The 19,949-nt window shown below is 36.8% G+C and carries 20 protein-coding genes; 6 read left to right on the top strand and 14 right to left on the bottom strand.

Going from position 1 to position 19,949, the window contains the following annotated elements:
- Positions 1–41: 41 nt before the first annotated feature.
- Positions 42–1,877, bottom strand: coding sequence for a tyrosine decarboxylase (gene tdc / locus IGL31_RS01410; protein WP_002338578.1), 1,836 nt, complete (start codon positions 1,875–1,877; stop codon positions 42–44).
- 469 nt (positions 1,878–2,346) lie between these two features.
- On the opposite strand from tdc, the gene IGL31_RS01405 reads away from it, so the two are divergent.
- Positions 2,347–3,774 carry a helix-turn-helix domain-containing protein gene (locus IGL31_RS01405; RefSeq protein WP_086299909.1) on the top strand — a complete coding sequence of 476 codons (1,428 nt, stop codon included), beginning with the start codon at positions 2,347–2,349 and terminating at the stop codon, positions 3,772–3,774.
- Between the two features lie 91 nt (positions 3,775–3,865).
- Here IGL31_RS01405 and IGL31_RS01400 read toward each other — a convergent pair whose 3' ends face one another.
- The 3 genes from IGL31_RS01400 to IGL31_RS01390 form a co-directional block, all read right to left on the bottom strand.
- Positions 3,866–4,231, bottom strand: coding sequence for a DUF1622 domain-containing protein (locus IGL31_RS01400; protein WP_002307868.1), 366 nt, complete (start codon positions 4,229–4,231; stop codon positions 3,866–3,868).
- A complete protein-coding gene (locus IGL31_RS01395) occupies positions 4,228–4,593 on the bottom strand; it encodes a DUF1622 domain-containing protein (RefSeq protein WP_002287567.1) in 366 nt (121 codons plus the stop codon). Before IGL31_RS01395 ends, IGL31_RS01400 begins: the two co-directional genes overlap by 4 nt.
- 191 nt (positions 4,594–4,784) lie before the next feature.
- Positions 4,785–5,033 (bottom strand): hypothetical protein, encoded by a 249-nt coding sequence (locus IGL31_RS01390; protein ID WP_002321251.1) that lies wholly within the window; start codon positions 5,031–5,033, stop codon positions 4,785–4,787.
- Between IGL31_RS01390 and IGL31_RS01385 the strand changes: the two genes are divergently transcribed.
- From IGL31_RS01385 to IGL31_RS01365, 5 genes are all read left to right on the top strand, one after another.
- Positions 5,032–5,160, top strand: coding sequence for a hypothetical protein (locus tag IGL31_RS01385; RefSeq protein WP_002287569.1), 129 nt, complete (start codon positions 5,032–5,034; stop codon positions 5,158–5,160). The genes IGL31_RS01390 and IGL31_RS01385 overlap by 2 nt on opposite strands.
- Positions 5,161–5,216: 56 nt before the next feature.
- The gene (locus IGL31_RS01380) at positions 5,217–6,911 is read left to right on the top strand and encodes an oleate hydratase (protein WP_002299871.1); all 1,695 of its coding nucleotides are present in this window, start codon (positions 5,217–5,219) and stop codon (positions 6,909–6,911) included.
- A 66-nt stretch (positions 6,912–6,977) separates the two neighbouring features.
- On the top strand, positions 6,978–7,430 hold the full coding sequence (locus IGL31_RS01375; RefSeq protein ID WP_430619595.1) for a hypothetical protein: 453 nt from the start codon (positions 6,978–6,980) through the stop codon (positions 7,428–7,430).
- A 377-nt stretch (positions 7,431–7,807) separates the two neighbouring features.
- Positions 7,808–8,941: an alcohol dehydrogenase catalytic domain-containing protein gene (locus IGL31_RS01370; RefSeq protein ID WP_086299910.1), complete on the top strand. Its 1,134-nt coding sequence runs from the start codon at positions 7,808–7,810 to the stop codon at positions 8,939–8,941.
- 30 nt (positions 8,942–8,971) lie between these two features.
- Positions 8,972–9,292 carry a YrhK family protein gene (locus IGL31_RS01365; protein WP_002287574.1) on the top strand — a complete coding sequence of 107 codons (321 nt, stop codon included), beginning with the start codon at positions 8,972–8,974 and terminating at the stop codon, positions 9,290–9,292.
- Positions 9,293–9,320: 28 nt separating this feature from the next.
- Here IGL31_RS01365 and IGL31_RS01360 read toward each other — a convergent pair whose 3' ends face one another.
- The 10 genes from IGL31_RS01360 to IGL31_RS01315 form a co-directional block, all read right to left on the bottom strand.
- Entirely contained in the window at positions 9,321–9,785 is a 465-nt protein-coding gene (locus tag IGL31_RS01360; RefSeq protein ID WP_002299899.1) for a GNAT family N-acetyltransferase, read from the bottom strand.
- 128 nt (positions 9,786–9,913) lie between these two features.
- Positions 9,914–11,167, bottom strand: a complete 1,254-nt coding sequence (locus tag IGL31_RS01355) for a PTS sugar transporter subunit IIC (protein ID WP_002287577.1) — start codon at positions 11,165–11,167, stop codon at positions 9,914–9,916.
- Between the two features lie 28 nt (positions 11,168–11,195).
- The gene (locus tag IGL31_RS01350) at positions 11,196–11,513 is read right to left on the bottom strand and encodes a PTS lactose/cellobiose transporter subunit IIA (RefSeq protein WP_002287579.1); all 318 of its coding nucleotides are present in this window, start codon (positions 11,511–11,513) and stop codon (positions 11,196–11,198) included.
- Positions 11,514–11,538: 25 nt separating this feature from the next.
- A complete protein-coding gene (locus tag IGL31_RS01345) occupies positions 11,539–11,859 on the bottom strand; it encodes a PTS sugar transporter subunit IIB (RefSeq protein ID WP_002287582.1) in 321 nt (106 codons plus the stop codon).
- 463 nt (positions 11,860–12,322) lie between these two features.
- The gene (locus IGL31_RS01340; protein WP_086299911.1) at positions 12,323–13,738 is read right to left on the bottom strand and encodes a glycoside hydrolase family 1 protein; all 1,416 of its coding nucleotides are present in this window, start codon (positions 13,736–13,738) and stop codon (positions 12,323–12,325) included.
- A 16-nt stretch (positions 13,739–13,754) separates the two neighbouring features.
- Entirely contained in the window at positions 13,755–15,071 is a 1,317-nt protein-coding gene (locus tag IGL31_RS01335; RefSeq protein ID WP_002307860.1) for a PTS sugar transporter subunit IIC, read from the bottom strand.
- 149 nt (positions 15,072–15,220) lie between these two features.
- Entirely contained in the window at positions 15,221–15,919 is a 699-nt protein-coding gene (locus IGL31_RS01330; RefSeq protein ID WP_002287585.1) for a FadR/GntR family transcriptional regulator, read from the bottom strand.
- Between the two features lie 288 nt (positions 15,920–16,207).
- Positions 16,208–17,164, bottom strand: a complete 957-nt coding sequence (locus IGL31_RS01325) for an aldo/keto reductase (RefSeq protein ID WP_002321245.1) — start codon at positions 17,162–17,164, stop codon at positions 16,208–16,210.
- 113 nt (positions 17,165–17,277) lie between these two features.
- Positions 17,278–18,111 carry a peptide-methionine (S)-S-oxide reductase MsrA gene (gene msrA, locus IGL31_RS01320; protein ID WP_086299912.1) on the bottom strand — a complete coding sequence of 278 codons (834 nt, stop codon included), beginning with the start codon at positions 18,109–18,111 and terminating at the stop codon, positions 17,278–17,280.
- 173 nt (positions 18,112–18,284) lie between these two features.
- Positions 18,285–19,919, bottom strand: coding sequence for a 6-pyruvoyl-tetrahydropterin synthase-related protein (locus IGL31_RS01315; protein ID WP_002326423.1), 1,635 nt, complete (start codon positions 19,917–19,919; stop codon positions 18,285–18,287).
- Positions 19,920–19,949 lie beyond the last annotated feature (30 nt).

Below are 19,949 nucleotides of genomic sequence, written 5' to 3'. Positions count from 1 at the left end.
CTCCATATGTCTCTTGTTATTCTTTCACACAAAAATCAGTTCTATTGGATGATTTCGTTTAGTTTCTTTTCCATTGCTTTGGCGATTTCTTTTGTATAAAAATTGAAAATTCGATCATCATTCAAATAAGGAGTCATGATAGCCGCACGTAGCAGAGTGATTTTCTGTTCTTTTTTCCATTCTTCTTTCGTTAGACCCATTCTTTCAACAAAACGAATCGGAGAATCACCGTAATCTTCTTGTGTAAATGTAGTATGAGAAGTAATAAACCGTTCACCATAAACATCGCCATCCATATAAGAAGACCGATCGAACATTTTTTCATTTAATTCATTGATAGCGTTCAAATCTGTACAGCCTTGTTCTTTGAATACCCAATTGACCATATTAAAATCAGGATGATTCAATGGATAGACTTCGATTGTTTTTCCTTTAACAGTAAAAGTCAGATGATCGAGAAATTCTCTGAATCTTTGAGCTGCCTCGATTGAAGCCCCAATCAATTGACCATATCCGGTCACATTCAATGGCAATACACGATGTGCTGTCCAGACGGCGGCGGCGGTTGCTCCAGCTTTTGATCCTTCCAAAATATAAGCTCCTAACATATCTGGAGCCTTTACTGATTTTTCAAACACATATGGCGCGAAATAAGAAATGATATTTCTCATATTTTTGTGTTTGATTACGATTCCTCCAGCAGCATAAGGGACATAGCCCATCTTATGAGGATCTATCGTGACAGAATCCGCTTCTGAAATAGCTCTGAACCCTTCATATACCTCTTTGTCAATCGTTACGCAGTGGTGGAAAACATGATGTTCTTCAAAGAATTCAGCTAAGGAAGCATACGGCACAAATTCTCCTGCTTCGTTTAGAAACAGTGAACGCGCATAGCCGCCATATGCGGCATCAACATGTAAATAGAAATAGATCCCTTCATCTTTTAACCTTTCTCTTAATTGGACGATTTTATCTACACTGTCTACTTGACCTTCTTCTGTCGTTCCTACGACAGCAACCACACCTAGAATTGGGATTTTTTGTTCAGCTAATTCACGAATTGTTTTTTCCAAAGCATTAATATCCATTCGATAATCCTCTTGAACTGGGATAGCAACCATCTGATCTAAGCCTACTCCGCAAATATCTAACGCCTTCATCCAAGAATAGTGTTTTGTTTGAGGGACCAGCCATTTCCCTAATCTTTGGATATTTTTTCCGCTACGGGAAGAAGCTGCTTTGACCTCATCCATTTCTTCGTCCGTAAAGCTTTCGGTCATTTCCAAAATTTCTTCAACAGATAAATTCAAAAGTTCCCACTCAGACATTTTTTTCACTTTTTCAGGCAGCACTTCCTTGACAGCTAAAGGAATCGATTTGATGCAGCGGGCGTACCATAATCCTTCAAGATTAGCAATAGAACCATCTGCTGCAATGTGTCCCCATCCGTCTGTCATATTGAATAATGAAGCAAAATCCTGTCCTACTTCTGCTTCCATTTGCGAAGTTGCCATAGAAGATTCCAATGCAACATTATTTGGGTTCCACAGCATCGCATAGTTGTAAGCTAATAAAGCAGGCATCAATGTTTCAGCATTCATTTGTCCCCAGTAACGGCCTGCTGAATGCCATGGGATCGATCCTGCGCGTAATCGCTGACTGACTTCATCCAAGACCTCTATCATATGGTCGCGGGTGGCTAGATAATCTGGAGTGAGCTTATCTCCTTCGCTAATTGCAGGCATATCTGAAGGAATATAATTTTCCCTCCATCCAAGATGTTCATCTACCATCTTGTTCAACAACATTTTATAAACTGGTCCATTTTCAGCTTTGTCGCCTATAAAGACGGCCTTGATATCCATATCTTTCATTTTTCTTCCCTCCATATTTTGTTGGTCAATGTCTCGCAGATACATGTGTTTATCTGTAACACCTCTTCACTATAGCGCCAAAAATGAGAAATTTTTTTTTATAACATCAAATCCACGTAGATTTTTACAAACAAAAATAAATAAAGTCGGATTTTTCTGATAATTCAACGCAAAAAAACGAACAATTTTTCAATAAATCAGTGTTCTAAAATAGATAACCTAAAAAAAGCGAACAAACAAATAAAATGACTGTCCTTCATTCACTAAACATATTTTTATTTTTTTATATTGTTAAAAATTCACAATTTATTTTTTAATAGAATTATCTGTTTTCCAAATTTTATAACATAAAAAACCTTTTTTAACGGCATTTATATGCTTTTTCAGAAATTAACTGATGATTTCAAAAAGAAAACATGTCATAATATTTCCCATATTGTGCAAAAAAATACAAGGCGGAGGCTCTACTATGATTGAAGAATATATTGAGAAAAATATTTTAAGACAGCTGTTTTTATGTGGGCAATTCTATGTAAATAAAGAAGTCAATCTAGAAAAGCTCTCCAATCTCCTGCATGTTTGCAAAACCACTTTGCTCAATGATATCAATAACATAAAAAAAGAATTTGAAGAACAGATCGCTTATACACATCGGGAAAAGGACCGTTACACTTTATATTTTTCAGAACATATACCTCGATGCAAGATCATGCAGCAATTGTCTCAAAATTCGTTGTTTTTAAAAACTTGTCTGCTTTATTTGGAAGAAGATGAACCTGATTATCTTCAATTAACTGAATGTGAATTCATCTCTGTCAGCAAAGCTTATTCATTAAAAAAACAAGTATTAGCTTATTTTAATGACTGCGGGATCGAAATCGACCGCTACTCCCCTCGATTCACTGAAATGGAAAGACGTCTGCTGCTTCTTAATGTGTCGTATCGTTTAGGCGGTTTTAATTCTTGGGAGCTACCTGAATCGTTTTTTGAACGTGCCGATCGTTTCATTGAATCCGTAACGGAAAATAGTGGTAGATTTTATGATAAAGAAAATAAAGAAATCTTATCGATTGGTTTTGCTATCAGTTTCCTACGCCAGCAAGTGTGTGCTGTGACAATAGATTCAAAATTTATCGAAGAAATCAAAAAACGTCCTATTTACAATTATGTCGAATCAGCATGGGAAAACACTGATTTCCAAACCTATTATAAAAAAGAAGAATTCGCCTTTATTTTGACACTATTCAATCTTTGTAATTATGGTTTCCATTCTTATCAGTTGATTGCGGAAGACTTTCAACAGCTACACCAAGTGTTTATTGACAATACTCCCGAAATAAAAGAACTAGTTGCTACCTTTGAATCTCACTTCAATCAAGAATTATTCGGAAACCAACCGTTCGAACGTGCGCTGATTCATCTGATGCGTTCGGCTTGGGATAACTATCAATTATTCATGCCAGAAAAATTTTATCTTTTAAATGAGGAACAGACAAATTTATATAAAGAAGTCCAGACAATTTTTTCCAGCTGGGCCAGCCAGTTACCTTATGATCTACGGTTGAACCCTAATTGCATGCGGGCTTTTGTGATCGAATTGAGCGGAATTCTCCGTCTGACAAAAGAACATCTGACTATCTATATCGTCACAAATTCGGATGTTCATTATCTGATTTATCGGGAAGCCTTGGAAGCTGTAACTACTTTCGATTTTCAAGTTGCACCAACAATTTATTCAAGTATATCTGATATAAAGAAGTATGCGCAGCAGTCCTCAAATCGGGTATTATGTGAACGTACATTATATACACCAGATGCGGTCCAATATGAAAATATTATTCCTATTTCGATCAATACGATCGATCGAGCTATCATTTCAGCTGTGCAAAACAAATAAGGGGCTGTGACAAAAATCATGTCACAGCCTCTTATTTGTTGAAGATGCCCATTTCTGTAACAATCTCTTGATACACGTCAGGCTCACAACCTCACTTATTTTGGACATCTACGGGTCCGATCTCTTTATTTAAAAAATAAGAAATGATGGTTCGGATAACTACCAACGCCGCTAGTTGGAAAATATCCTGCAAGGTAGGTTTGATAATCGATTCGATGATCCCAGCTGAAACAAGAATTTCCAAACTTAGAAGTATATATCCTCCCAACATCTTTTTAATAGCATTGTTCTCGCTGACTCGGTCGTTTTGCACTTTTGTATGGACAAATAAATATTTCAAAAAATCCTTGATTGATAGACAAACACCCCAAACCAATAAACAGATAGCAAAGATATCAAGTCCCAGTACAAGTTTTTCAAAATATGGAAGAAGAAACTGCATCAACTCTGTCGTCATCCTACCTCTCCTCTTCTTTGTTTTTCTTTGTCTTCTATTTCCTGATTCAAGAAATAAGAAATGACTGTTCGAATGATAATAATAAGTGCAAGCTTCAAAATATCTGTCCAAGTCGGCTTGATAACTGACTCGATGATATCAGCAACGACTAGTACTTCCAAGCTTAACAAAATATAACTTGCTAGCAGTTTTCTTGTATCTGCATTACGAGTATTACGTTCTGCATAGTTTTTCTTGACATGAGACCAATCAAAAAGTTTGAATAGAACAAGAACGATCCCGACAATTAAGATACCGATAGAACAAATATTTAAAATAGCAATGATCCATTCTAGAAATTCAATTAAATTTGAGCGAAACATATACGCTACCTACTTTCTTTTAATTTGTTCCTATTCTTTTATTGTAAAAGAAAGTTACCTTGTTCGTCTATTTAAAAGTTGTTCTAATGATAACGGTTCGCTTAAATTTTTCTTTTTCACTCTCCCATTTTTCTCCCCCCATCCATAAATCGTGGAAGTATCCAAAACAACGTAGCAAGTTAAAATAAGGCTTAGTCCGTCATCAGCTTTTCAAAGAAGCACTGTCTCGGTGCTTTTTTTGTACCCAAATTTCTAAAAATAGAACCATACACCTCCTCAAATCTTTTCTTCTTACCTACCCTATTTTTATTTACAGGAAAATCAGACACTTCTTCTTTTTTGTCAAAATTTCCTTTTTCTTCTCGTCCTATCATTTGGCATTCTAATAAAAACGAACTATCCTTGGATATAGAAAGAGAAAACAAGGAGGCGTTTTTCATGAGTAAAAAATTAATCAAAGTCGGCATCGGTTTAGGTTTGCTTGCCCTTGGCGCTGCATATCTAGGAAAAAAGACAGGACTATTCGAAGATGACAGTCATTTATATGATGAATTCGAATCAATCTAGCATCCTATTTAGTTGAATCACTACGGACATACTTGGAAGACATTGGAGGAATCACAATGAGAAAAAGTAAAGCAATAATGATTGGTGCCGGTATTGCCAATATGGCAGCGGCTGTTTATTTGATTCAAGAAGGCAAATGGAAAGGGGATCAGATCACCTTTTATTCATTGGATGATCACGGTTCAAATGATGGTGCACCGACCGACACTGTAGTGGATGAATATTGGAATAAAAACCATCCATTAGAAAACCAAAAAGGCTATATTGCTCGAGGCGGTCGCATGCTTAATTACCGTACCTATGTAGATTTGATGGATCTGTTAAGTCGAATACCTTCTGTTACTGAGCCAGGGATGACTGCTGAAGAAGATACGAGAGATTTTGATGCAAAACACCGAACCTTTGACAAAGCACGTTTGATGGAAGGTGGCAAAGGAATCATTGATGGCGGAAAACTGGGATTCAATAATAAAGACCGTATTCTTCTGACTAAACTGATTGCTATGCCTGATTCAGAAGAAGAAAAACTAGACAATATCACTATCGAAGAATATTTCAAAGATGATCCACACTTTTTTGAAACAAACTTCTGGTTTATGTGGGAAACAACATTTGCTTTCAGAACACGTAGTTCTGCTCAAGAATTGCGTCGCTATATGCATCAAATGATTTATGAATTCACTCAAATCGAACATCTAGTGGGCGTCAATCGAACACGTTACAATCAATACGAAAGTATTATGCTTCCTTTGATCGAGTACTTGAAAGAACAAGGATGCAAAATCATTTTGAACCGCCGTGTCACTGACTGGGAATTCAAAGAAACACCGATGCAAGATGAAATCACTGTGACTGGTTTGAAAATGACCAATACACTGACTCAAGAAGAAGAACACGTTGTGGTCGATGAAGATACAGCAGTTATTTTCACTAATGGGTCCATTACAGATTCAGCTACTTTAGGAGATTACGAAACACCAGCTGTAGAAAATATGGATTATGGTGCAGCTTCTAGTCTCTGGAAAAAAGCCAGTGAACGTTTCTACAACTTGGGAAATCCTGACAAATTCTTTGCTGATCGAGATGCAAGCGAATGGGTCAGCTTTACCCTGACGACGAAAAACCATTTGTTGTTGAATGAAATCACCCGTATCACGACTCAAGAACCAGGAAATGCCTTGAATTCATTTATTTCAACCACACCGATCACGCCGTTAGGCCAAAAAGATGTCAATATGTCTATCGTCGTGCATCATCAACCGCATTTTACGTCTCAGAAACCAAATGAAACAGTTATTTGGGGTTATTTCCTTTATCCAAGACGACGTGGCGAATTTGTGGATAAACAGTATATTAAAATGAATGGAAAAGAAATGCTAGAAGAACTGATTGGACAACTTTCAAAAGTAGATCCTGGACCAGTGAATATTCGTGAAAAAGAAACAGAAATTTTCGACAGCGTAATAAATAATATCCCTGTCTATATGCCTTATGCTTCCGCGTTGTTCAATAATCGTGCCAAAAGCGATCGACCAAAAGTCATTCCTAAACATTCGACCAATCTGGCCTTTACAGGAGAATTTGTCGAGCAGCCTTATCAGATGATCTTTACTGAACAAAGTGCTGTACGTTCTGGAGAAATCGCTGCTTTCCATTTTGCGGGTATCCCTATGTCCCGTCTTGTCAAAACACCGCGTTACGACAAAGATATTCCTACTCTAGCTCGTGCCGCAAAAAAAATGTTTGAATAACCAAGAGGTTGTGAAAAAGCTGTCCTGCATCAAGTAATAAGAACAACCAGGCTAAAACTGCTTCTTATGTTTTTGATTTGGTTGGACTTATTACCGCAGATGCAAGCTTTTGAACACCGTTTACCAAGAGGTTGTGAAAAAGCTGTCCTGCATCAAGTAATAAGAACAGCCAAGCTAAAACAGCTTCTTATGTTTTTGACTTGGTTGGACTTATTACCGCAGATGCAAGCTTTTGAACACCGTTTACCAAGAGGTTGTGAAAAAGCTGTCCTGCATCAAGTAATAAGAACAGCCAAGCTAAAACAGCTTCTTATGTTTTTGACTTGGTTGGACTTATTACCGCAGATGCAAGCTTTTGAACACCGTTTACCAAGAGGTTATGAAAAAGCTGCCCTGCATCAAGTAATAAGAACAACCAGGCTAAAACAGCTTCTTATGTTTTTGATTTGGTTGGACTTATTACCGCAGATGCAAGCTTTTGAACACCGTTTACCAAGAGGTTATGAAAAAGGCGTTTAGTTTCGAGTATGAAGAAAAATTTTGTGAAAATGGTTCCTCACGTTTTTGCATAAATTTGACTTAATACCGAGAAACTGATCCCTTCTGTCATAACCTCTTTTTATTTATGTCTGTTTCTTTTTGAAAACAACCATTTTTTCAACGTTTACTCTCTTGCCAATCCAACATCATCTAACGGATACAACTATTTCAATGATTACCATTACACTAAAAAATCGGAAACACACCTCTCCGAACACAAATACATAAGACTATAGAATGTTTCATTTAAGAAAAAAAGCGTTTCATTATCAAAAAGGTAAGATCTCCTTTAAAATGAAATTATCTGTAGTACTAATAATGCAGACAATTTTATGAATCTGAAAGGAGCATCTCCAATGAAAGCAGTCACTTGGCAAGGAAATCAGAAAATGGAAATCAGAAACGTAGATGATCCAAAAATATTAGAACCAACAGATGCAATCATCCGTATCACAGCAACAGCCATTTGCGGCTCCGATCTGCATCTTTACCATCATGGTGAAGCAGTTTTGGAAAAAGGGTATGTTGTAGGACACGAACCAATGGGGATCGTTGAAGAAGTGGGATCTCAAGTTCAAACATTGAAAAAAGGGCAACGTGTGGTTATCCCTTTTAATATTAGTTGTGGTCATTGTCATTTCTGCCTGAATCACATGGAAAGCCAATGTGATGAATCAAATCCAGATCAGTTATATGGCGGGCTTTTCGGATTTGGCAAGTTGAACGGTAATCATTGGGGTGGTCAAGCGGAGTATCTAAGAGTTCCTTATGCAGACTCTACTTCATTTGTTGTACCAGATAATGATCTTCCTGATGAAAAAGTTTTATTTCTATCAGATATTTTGCCCACAGCTTATTGGAGCGTTGAAAACGCAGGAGTAAAAAAAGGCGATACAGTTGTGATTCTAGGTTCTGGTCCAGTCGGTCTATTCGCTCAAAAATTCGCTGTTATGGCTGGAGCAGAGCGCGTAATCGCAGTAGATCCAGTACAGCACCGTCTAGATAAAGCGGCTAATTACAATGGGGTTGAAACTTATTTCTTAGAAGACACGGCACAAGCTGGAACAGAATTGTATGAACTGGCTAAAGGTGGCGCAGATGTCATTATCGATTGTGTAGGAATGGACGGATTAGAGCCTGTCAAAGAAAAAGCGAAAAATTTAGTAAGCTTACAAAGCGGCACAATCTCTCCATTACAGATGGCATCGCAAGCTGTCAAAAAATTTGGAACAGTCCAAGTAACTGGTGTTTATATGACTCCAGCTTCTTCTTACCCGCTGCAAGAATTTTTTATGCGGGATATCGCTGTCAAGCATGGACAGGCACCAATTATCCATCTAATGCCAAAAATTTACGAAATGATTGCAGAAGGACTATTCGATCCTACACAAATCATTACTCATTCGCTGCCACTATCAGAAGCAGCACAAGCATATGAGATATTTGACAAAAAAGAAGATAAAAATATAAAAGTTGTTTTGAAACCTTGAATTCAGTAAAAAATACAGGTGATTTTCTTTATGCCCAAAATCAAACGAAATACCCATGAGATCGAAATAGGAAAAGAAGAAGATATCGAAATACGAGGACGTCGCTTCCGCTTCTATTTCCAAAATCGTTACACATTGATCTCACTGGCTGTCGATTTATTAACCGGGATTTTCTATATTTTTGGAAGCCTTGCTTCCTTAACTAAAATCCCCGATCGATATGGCACCTATTTTTATTTGGCTGGTGCTATTTTCTTGACGATTCGTCCTATTCTCAGAATCGTAAGGAACATTTTTATTTACGACGAAAAAAAAGCAATGAAGAGAACAAGCAAAAAAAAAGAGGCATGAGAATTTTTCAAATCTCATGCCTCTTTTTTCACCCTATCGTATCACTTTGATACAGACGAGCGGTCGTCCCACTTTCTTCCTTGACCATTGTCAAAAATGTCCACTCGTATCGTTCATAAAACGTGGTATGATCTGTAATTAAGTAAAGTTTTTCGTACCCAAGTTGATGCATTTCTTTTCTGATTTCCGCTAATATCCGCTTGGCTATCCCCTGCTTACGCTTTTCCGGTTCAACAAACAGGGCACAAAGATTTGGTGTCAAATCAGGGCGGTTATGGAAGTCGTTTTCAATAACGCCCGCTCCTCCGACGATGGTTTCTTTTTCATCTAAGACCACATACCATTGAGGAATACTTTCCTTATTAGCGATTCCAGTACGAATACTTTCCTCATACACAACAGCAGGAACTCCCCATTTTGATGAAAACCACTTCGCACTTTGTTTTACTAATTCTGGGTGTTCTCTTAATTTGATCCAGTTATATGTAACCAATGTTTAAACCTCCGACTAAAATAAAACGTTTACAAAAATTATACAAGTCTTTATGAAAATTAGCAATGACAACAATAGTGATGTAAAAAAAACGGAAAACAATCACTTGTTCTCCGTTTTTTGATTAATCAAGCATCTAAAGCTTCTTTTCTTCTTTCTTGGATCGTAGCTACCTTGACGAACGGTAGATAGATCAAAATAGAAAGAACCAAATTGACAGCGGCTAGTACACCACCTGCAATACTTTTTGTTGCCAATACACCGCCAATAATTGGTGGAGTTACCCATGGAGGCATAACGGTAGCTGCTGGCACTAAACCTGTAGAAGTCGCAAAGTAAGCAACACTAACTAAGACCATTGGTGTCAAAATAAATGGAATGAACATGATCGGGTTCAACACGATAGGTAACCCAAACATCGTTGGTTCATTAATATTGAAGACACCTGGCGCAATCGACAAGTTTGTTACAACCATATATGGTTTGTTTTTACGTCCTACTAAATAAATAGCTAACAGTAAACCTAAAGTTGCACCTGTTCCTCCTAAGTTGACAAAGCTGTCAAAGAAAGGTTTGTTCACGATAAACGGTGCGCTATGTCCAGCTGCGATTGCATTAACGTTTGCTTCAATGGCTGGCGCATTGATTGTTTGCATCAAAGGATCGACCATATTCGCTCCGTGTAAACCAAAGAACCATAAGAATGGTGTGATAAATGCAAGCAGTAAGGCAGATGGATAAGAGTTTGCAAGTCCCATAAATGGTTCTTGGACCACTGTATAGAAAGAACCTACGATATCATCAACACCGAATGCAGCAAAAATTGCAGCAACTAAAGCAAACGCAGAGATAGTGATCATTGCTGGTAGTAATGAAGCAAATGCTTTTGCAACTGCCGGTGGCACACCATCAGGCATTTTGATGATCAATTTTTCATTTCCGCTTAAACGTACAAAGATTTCTGTTGAAATAATCCCAACAATAATAGCAATAAACAAACCGTTTGAGCTCATACCTAATGCTCCGCCTAAAGCGAAGAAAGAGCCTAAAGAAATCACACCTGCGGAAACACCGTCTTTTCGGTAGCCGTTAGCTAAATGATAAGCAAGCAAGAAAGCAATCAAGACAGAAAGAATGGCAAATGTACCGTTCCAAGCAGCAGCCCCGAATCCTTTCCATGATTCACCACCAAAAATTGAGTTCATCAATTCTTGGAACCCGGGAATCGGTAAGTTATTGATCATTACTGCTAATGCTCCTAAGATCATTAACGGCATACTCACCATAAATGAGTCCCGAATCGCAACTAAATGCCGTTGTGCACCAATTTTTGATGCTACAGGTATAAAATGTTTCTCCATAAATGCAACAAATTTATCCATAAATCTTCCCTCTTTTCTTTACTGTAGATTACGCGTTCAATCGACGATACAGATCAATGATCTCTTTTGCTAAATCTGTAAAAGCTATAGATGTCATCAGATGATCTTGACTGTGGACCGTCAAAAGCGTGACTTCAACGTGATTTCCTTGTGCTTCTTGTGTCAGCATCTCTGTTTGAGAGTGATGTGCTTGGACTAAAGATTCCTCTGCATCTTTGATTTTTTCATCTGCTAAAGTGAAATCACCTTTTTTCGCAGCAGCAATCGCTTCCATTGCATCGCTTTTTGCATTTCCGCCAAACATGATCAGACCCATGATGGCTTCTAGATTTTTTTGATCTTCCATTTATTGTATCCTCCGATAATTTTTATTATTTGTTTATTAGTTTTTCTGCTTGGTCGAGTACTTTTTCACCATTCATCATGCCATAGTCAGCCATATTGATTACATCTAAAGGAATGCCTTTAGGTGCTAGCTTTTCAGCAAATTGATTTTGCATAAAGCGTACTTGCGGTCCTAAAAGTAAAACGTCTACATTTTTAGATTCTAGTTGATTATCCGCATCTGAAGCAGATACAGCAAAGATGTCTGCTTCCATTCCTTTTGCTTCTGCTGCCTTTTGCATTTTTGTGACTAGGAGACTTGTACTCATTCCAGCTGAACATACAAGCATGATTGTTTTCTTTTCCATTTTAAACACGTTCCTTTCTATACTTACACTTGTATATAAGCAAGTAGCGTGCCAACTTTAAAAGCGCTTTAAAAAGTTGATATCATCACATTTAAGGTCTATACCAAGTTGCATACACACTAAAAAAGAAAGCGCACACTAAACACACAAATTAATTTTTATTACCTTTTTTCTTTTAACGTGCACAAAAAAAGTTGTGACACAAAACTTGTCACAACTTTTTTCAAATAAACGGTATTCAAAAGCTTGCATCTGCGGTAATAAGTCCAACCAAGTTAAAAACATAAGATGTTGTTTTTACTTTGCTATTCTTATTACTTGATGCAGGACAGCTTTTTCACAACCTCTCAATAAACGGTGTTCAATCAGCTGACCCTGGGTATTAGCTCAAAACGCTGGATTCACAACCTCTTTTATTTCAAATAACCAGTAAATACAATGAACATCTACAAAAAACTTCTATTTATTTATAGATTTCGTCAGGCAAATCCAATTCTCTCTTATCAATCAAAGTCTGATACCACGAAGCAGATTTTTTCAATGTTCTGCTTCGTTCATCGTTCAATTCGATTCGAACTAATCCATATCGATTCTTAAATGCATTCATTGGTGACACACAGTCAGTGAATGCCCATAACATATAGCCTTCGCAATTTGCGCCTTCTTCTGTTGCTTTGATCAAGTAATGCAAATGCTGTCCGATAAATTCGATACGGTAATCATCTTGCACGATTCCTTTCTCATCCATATACTGTTCTTCATATTCTCTTCCCATACCGTTTTCTGTTATCAGCCAAGGGATATTATGATAATTTTCTTTTAGATACATGGCTATATCATACATGATTTTCGGATAGATTTCCCATCCCCTGGAATTATTCATTTTCTTCCCAGGTAAATCAAAGACTTCATAATATCGTTCAGGATGGAAAGGTGTCTCTTCATTCCATTGATAACGAGGGGCGCGAACGCGTTTAGGATAATATTGATTGATTCCAAGGAAATCTACTGTATGATGCTGAATCGTTTCTAAATCCTCTGTTGTAGGATCGAAATAAATCGATTGTTTTTGACACAACTCCAGGAACTCTTCTGTGTAGTATCCTTTTACCATCGGATCAAAAAATACTCGATTATAAAACAAATCATACATATAAGCAGCTTTTTGGTCTTCTGGAGAATTAGATCGAGCATAGACCATTTCAGGATTTAAAATACAGCCAATCCTTCCACCGTAATTTCCGCTGCGGTAAATCTCTACTGCTTTAGCCGTTGCTAAAACTTTATGATAATTCCACATCATCCACTTTTTTGTGTTTTGTTCATGCGGCCAGCGAACAGCATCCAAATAGCAACGCGTTTGGGGAACGATTGGTTCGTTGAATGTAAACCAGTTTTTTACCCTATCACCGTAACGATCAAAGGCAATTTGAGCATACTTAGCATAAAAATCAACTACTTTTCTTGAAGACCAGCCATCATATTTTTCCAAAAGAAAAGCTGGGACTTCATAATGTTCCAAACAAATCATCGGTTCTACGTCTGCTTCGATCAAAGAGTCGATCATTTCACTTATATGCTGAGCATATTCTTCATCTACTATACAGTTCTCATAATCAGTAAAAAAACGAGCCCAATTGATAGAAGTCCGATAATGTGTCAGATGGATGGATTTCATCAGATCCACATCCTGCTGGTATTGTTCCATAAAATTAGTTGCTACGGCTGGGCCATACCCATTATGCCAAACAAAATGTTCATTTTTATACCAGCTATCTATAAACGAATCCTGTCCTTCTTTTTTTCCTTTCCAACCTTCCGTTTGCCAAGCAGAAGATGCAGCACCAAGAATAAAATTTTTTGGAATAGTAATTTTCATGATTTCCTCCTGTTTTTTAGACCCCATCATTTTCCACACGATTTGCTACTTTTACGAATGGCAGATAGATCAAAATAGAAACAATAATACAAACAAGTTGCGTAATAACTGCACCGATATTTCCTGCTGTTGCTAGATAAGCATTGACGATCGGCGGCATTGGCCAAGGGACCATTACAACTGCTTTCGCCGCAAATCCTAAAGCGGTTGCAAAATAACCAATCGTTCCTGTGATAAGAGGCGTTAAGATAAACGGAATAGCTAAAATTGGATTCAGCATGATCGGCATACCAAAAATAACTGGTTCATTGATGTTGAAGATCCCAGGAGCAAGGGATAACTTGGTGATTTGTTTCATATCTTCCCGTTTTCCAACTAACAATACTGCAATCAGTAAACCGATCGTGACTCCAGACCCACCCATACTCATATACATATCCCAAAATGGCATAGTAATAATGTTCGGTACTTCTTTTCCAGCTTCAAAAGCTTCCGTATTTACAGCAATTGCCGCTAAAAGCAACGGTTCCCGTATCGGCTTCACCATTTGATTTCCATGGATACCAATCACCCAAAAGACTTGCGCAATAAACATCAATAGCAAAATACCCGGTAACCCTTGTACGACACCTTCTAATGGTCGTTGTACGACATTGTAAATGATATCATAAAGGTACATTCCTGTAAGTTCTTTGATGATAAATCCCGCAGCCGCGATACCCGATACAGTCAGAATCGTCGGGAATAAAGCAGAAAAACTAGCAGAAACATTCGTTGGCACGGTATCAGGCATTCTCAGCTGTAGTTTCTTCTGTTTCCTCAACCAGCAATAAAGTTCAATAGAAAGGATGGAGACCAACATTCCCAAAAATAACCCTTTCGTGTCTGTATATTGTTTAGCCAATACGTTTTCTACTATAACAGTCTGATTTTCATTCACTAATTCATAAACAGTTGGATTAACAGATAAATAAGACATCACTGCGATGATACCAGGGAATACACCATCCACTTTATTCAGCTTGGCTAATTCGATCCCTATCAGAAAAACAGCATAGATGGTCAAGAAACTTAGTGTGACATAGCTGATGGCAGATGCGATAGGCTTTAATTCTTCTAAAAAACGCAAGAAACTTATCTGTGCTAAGCCATTTTCCGAGTCAAAGACCATTGCTGAAAACAATGTGCCAAAAGCACCCGTAATAATTACCGGAATCAATGCAGCAAATGCGTTTTTTATCACCATGATATACCTTAAATTATTGATTCTCGTTGCCACGTTCCCTAAAACATTGGCTAATTTATCCATAAAACTCATTCCAGATCCCCTCATTCCTGCTTCTTCTCCTTGACGTCATCTCTTTTTGTCTATTAGTCAGCGCTTACATTTCGATGAACAGAAACTATTTACTCCTCTTTTTTACCAAATATAAAACAAAAATTCATCTGATGTATTTATCATAAAATACATCAGATGAACTGTCAATTAGTTTCTTTTTCTCCTATTATTTTCTGTAATTCTCTCCGATTTATTGCCATATGGACAGTCATTGCATCAAACGCAGCAAGTGCATTCCGCCTTTCGATGGCCTGAACGATCTCTGTATGAATATCGATCGTCTCGATTTTCAGATGCTGGATATCATAATTTTTATTAAACAAAGCAATTGATTCATTAATGATTGGGATAATATGCAGCAAGGCTACGTTTCCGCTAGCTTCTGCAATCATCGTATGAAAATCGATGTCTAATTGAACATGTTCTTGTGTGCCTTCTCGAAAAGAAGTTTCAATCTTTTGCGTTAATTTTTTCATTTGGACGATTTGATTCTTCGTTGCATATTCCGCTGCCAAACCTGCCATCTTAGGCTCCAATAAATATCTCAGTTCAAATAAGTCTCGTATCATCCGATCCTGATCTTCAATCAAAGAAAAACCGAGTGGGTCATTGGCAATCCCTCGCTTATCACTGACAAATGTCCCCGCTCCTTGCCGAACTTCAAGGATATTCCTGGAAGCTAGAGCCCGCACAGCTTCTCGCACCGTGCTTCGCCCCACCTCTAAATAATCGGACAATTCATATTCATTCGGCAGTTTATCTCCTACTTGCAACTGCATTTCCTTTAAATATCTAAGGATCTTGTCAGTAGTTACTTCTACTAGGGTTTTATTTTCTTCCAAACCACATACCTCCTTTTCATCTGATGTATTTTTTCGTAATTATTATAACACGTTTGAATCATCTGATGATTTTTTGTATACAAAATTGATTAATCCGTTCATAGACATACAAACGAAGAAGATATTTACCATAAAAAAGACTAGGATAAAATTCACTCCTAGCCTTCGATCATTTTTATTTTGAACGACAAAAAATATGATGTTCAATAACAGACGATCTTCATTCGATTCTTGATGTCATCTTTTGTTTTTTTTAATATATGGATAAAAAGTTTGATTACATCGTTTCTATTCTAGAATTTGGTCGATTCTCAATTCTTCTTCTGGGGAGAAATCTAAATTATCCATCATTCGAACACTTTCTTGTAACTGACTTAACCGACTTGCTCCGACCAGTACACTTGTAACAGATTTTTGTCGCAAATTCCATGCAAGGGCCATTTGCGCTAATGATTGTCCTCGTGATACGGCGATTGTTTGCAGTGCTTTGATTTTTTCCAGAGTTGATCCAACTTGTTCTTCTGAAAGGAATGGTATTTCCTTACGATGTGCTCTAGAATCTTCAGGAATACCATGTAGATAACGATTTGTCAGCAACCCTTGAGCAAGCGGACTGAACGTGATTGCCCCTAGCCCTTCTTCTTCTAATACTGGAGATAGATCGTCTTCTAGTAGCGCACGAGAAAACATATTGTAGCGCATCTGATGAATAATGAACGGTGCTTCCTTTCTTTTTAAAATTTCAGTCATTTTTTTTGTATCTTCTCCATTATAGTTGGATATACCAATATATAATGCTTTTCCTTGTCTTACAAGTTGCATCAACGCTTCTGCTGTTTCTTCCAAAGGTGTATCAGGGTCTGGGCGATGATGATAGAAGATGTCAACATAATCTAGCCCCATTCTTTGGAGACTTTGGTCACAACTTGAAATGATGGATTTACGAGAGCCCCATTCCCCATATGGCCCTTCCCACATATGATAACCTGCTTTGCTAGAAATAATCAGTTCATCACGGTAGGCTTGAAAATCTTCTCTAAAAATACGCCCAAAGTTTTTCTCTGCAGCTCCAGCAGGGCCTCCATAATTATTCGCAAGGTCGAAATGGGTAATTCCCATGTCGAATGCGCCTCTTAAAATCTCTCTTTGATTATGGATAGGATCATAATCACCAAAATTTTGCCATAATCCGAGAGATAAAATCGGTAATTTCAAACCTGAATGACCGGATTTACGATATTCCATTTTTTCATAACGTGCACTATCTGCAATATACAATTTTTCTCCTCCTCATCAAATCTTTTTAAAACGCTTTCTTATTTTCTATTTTTAGTTTACTACATTTTAAAGAAAAGGAGTTACTCAAAATGATTTTTTCGTATATTTTTTTGCCATTTGTTTTTTACTCGTTGATAGATCAGAAATTGATTACGTGCTTGCTGGATTTTTTTATAACGTTTCGGTTGTTTTTTGTAAAATTGCTGATGATAGTTTTCTGCTGGCCAAAACGTACCGGCTGGTTCGATTTTTGTGACGATTGGTTGGTGGAAAGTTCCTGAACTGTCTAGTTTCTGTTTTGATTGTTCCGCTAATTCTTTTTGTCGTTCGTCTTGATAAAAAATCACTGGACGATATTGCTTCCCTCTATCTTGAAATTGTCCAAATGTATCTGTGGGATCAGTAATTTGCCAATAGATTGTCAGCAACTCGCTATAACTTATTTCTCTTGTGTCATAAATGATCTCCACAGCTTCCACATGACCTGTGTAACCACCACTTACTTGATCATAATTTGGTTTTTCAACATGTCCGCCCGTGTATCCTGACAAAACAGATAGGATCCCTTTTTTCGATTCAAACGGCTCGACCATACACCAGAAACATCCCCCTGCAAATACTGCACGTTCTTGATAGTCAGCATCTTGCATGGCATGCTTGGAAAAGTCATATTTTTGCTCCTTATCAACTCCTTCCGTAATCAATAAATAAAAGTCCATTACATCAGGCGTCAGATTCATTCGGATAGCTAATGGACGTAGTGTTGCTTCTAGTTTTGATAACTGTTCTTTAACGGATATATTTTCTCTTATGTCATTCTTTGTCTGAATCAATACTTTTCGTTCCCAATCTCGTGTATTCGGATTCAAAATCAGATTATAAAGTGTTTGAATGAATATTTGTTCCTCATCCATAGATTCTCCTCCTTTCCGAAGAAGACAAGCTAGTGACTTTAGCTGTAATTTATCATAAAGTGAGGAAATAAGCGATTACTTCATCCCCTACAGATTTTTCGTATAAAAAAGAGAGAATCCTTATCGACAGATTCTCCTTTTTAATCAATTTATTTTATAAATGAAAAGTTAATTTACCTTTTATGGAAAACTATTTTAAAAAATAAACATAAATATGCAGTTAATGTAACAAGATAAGAAATAATAGTCGTTACTGTATAATTTGTGCTTACTTTAATATCAGCAACTCCTTTGACTCCGCTTATTTGTACCAATCCATTAGCATTCACCTGCTCCTTTACAGGTTGATGATTTATTTCTACATTCGTTCCTAAATAAGCATATACAGGAAGTGTGATTACTTGGCTCTTCTCATTAGTTACTCTATATATGATAGAACTACCAGTTGTTTTATAAGGAAGGTTTACCCATTGACTGCCAATCTTTGCTTCGTGTTTTATTATATGCTCCTTATTCTCCAATGAAGCGATAGGAGAATAATCATATAAAAAATAATCCATTCCTTTAGTGGTATACGCCTCTACTGTTTCTTTGTTTACAACAATATGTCCCGGCTGAGAAATTATTTTTTGATTGAAATTTTTTTTACTAGAAACAGTTAAAGTGATTAATAACAAAACAGTCATAAATAAATAAAATAGTTCTCTTGTCTTATTGTATCTTCTATTTTTGAAAAATATCATCGTTAATATCAGAGAAGAGAATATTATTTGCAAGCTTAAGATCCGCCAAGGAAATTGTAACAATTTGGCTGGCGTATTTTGCAGAAGATACCATGGCACCAAACTAGTTGTAGCTAGCCAAGTCAAACACGTACCATAATAAATCTTTTTTTCTATGTTTGTTAATTTTTTAAATAAAATCAGGGGAATACATAAAGATAACAGACCAACTAGTCCCATTGAGTAAGTAGTTAAGTCGTTGTTCATAGCTTCAGTCAGACTATCGAACACATTAGATGCATGAGCATATAAATTTGTCACGCTAGGTTTGTTGATTTTTTGGTAGAGCATTTGTTCAAACATCGGATACCAAAAAGCACTCGTCAGAACCAATGTCATTCCTGCCGCACTAAATAATTTTTTAAATATAGCAATAAAATCTGCATTCTTGAAACCTTTAGAAACCAACCGAATAAAAATAAAAATGATAATTAATGCTGTACTCATTAATGTTGATAGTACATGGCTGTACACTAGCAAACTCATACTCAATGCTAGCTTTACAGACGGATACTTTTCTTCTTTTCCAGAGATGATTTGATAAGCATAAAATAATACAGGGATAACAAGTGTTATTGCGATAGCTTCGGCAATTGCGGAACGATAGTAGATGTCTACTGTCCGATAAGCAGAGAAAATATAGAGACAACTAAATAAAAATGCCGCTTTTTTTTGTTTTAAAAACCGCTCGCCATAATGATAAGCTACGAGTGTTGTACACAAGTTCAATAACCAAACGTAAATAATATAGCTTACAATCAAATTTTTTGTCATCCAATATAACATTACAGCTGGAAAAAAAGTCAGAAAGGGATAAAAATAATTTACACCATATCCAGTATAATTGAATGTCTCATAATTAATCGGACTGGTAAAAATAGTCGATAACCCCTTGATTCGAGATAAGTGAAAAGAAAGATCTCCAGTGGTATAAATACTCTGTGTATTTTTGAAAAAGATGAAAGAATATATACTACTAACTATAATTAATCCACTCAATATTACTACTTTTTTATTTATTTTCATTCTTCTTGTTTATCTCCTTTTTAGTCACAT

The sequence above is a fragment of the Enterococcus sp. MSG3290 genome (assembly GCF_050555565.1).
Lineage (GTDB): Bacteria > Bacillota > Bacilli > Lactobacillales > Enterococcaceae > Enterococcus_B > Enterococcus_B faecium.
The sequence above is the reverse complement of the archived record's forward strand: the minus strand, read 5'-3'. Positions and strand labels throughout refer to the sequence as shown.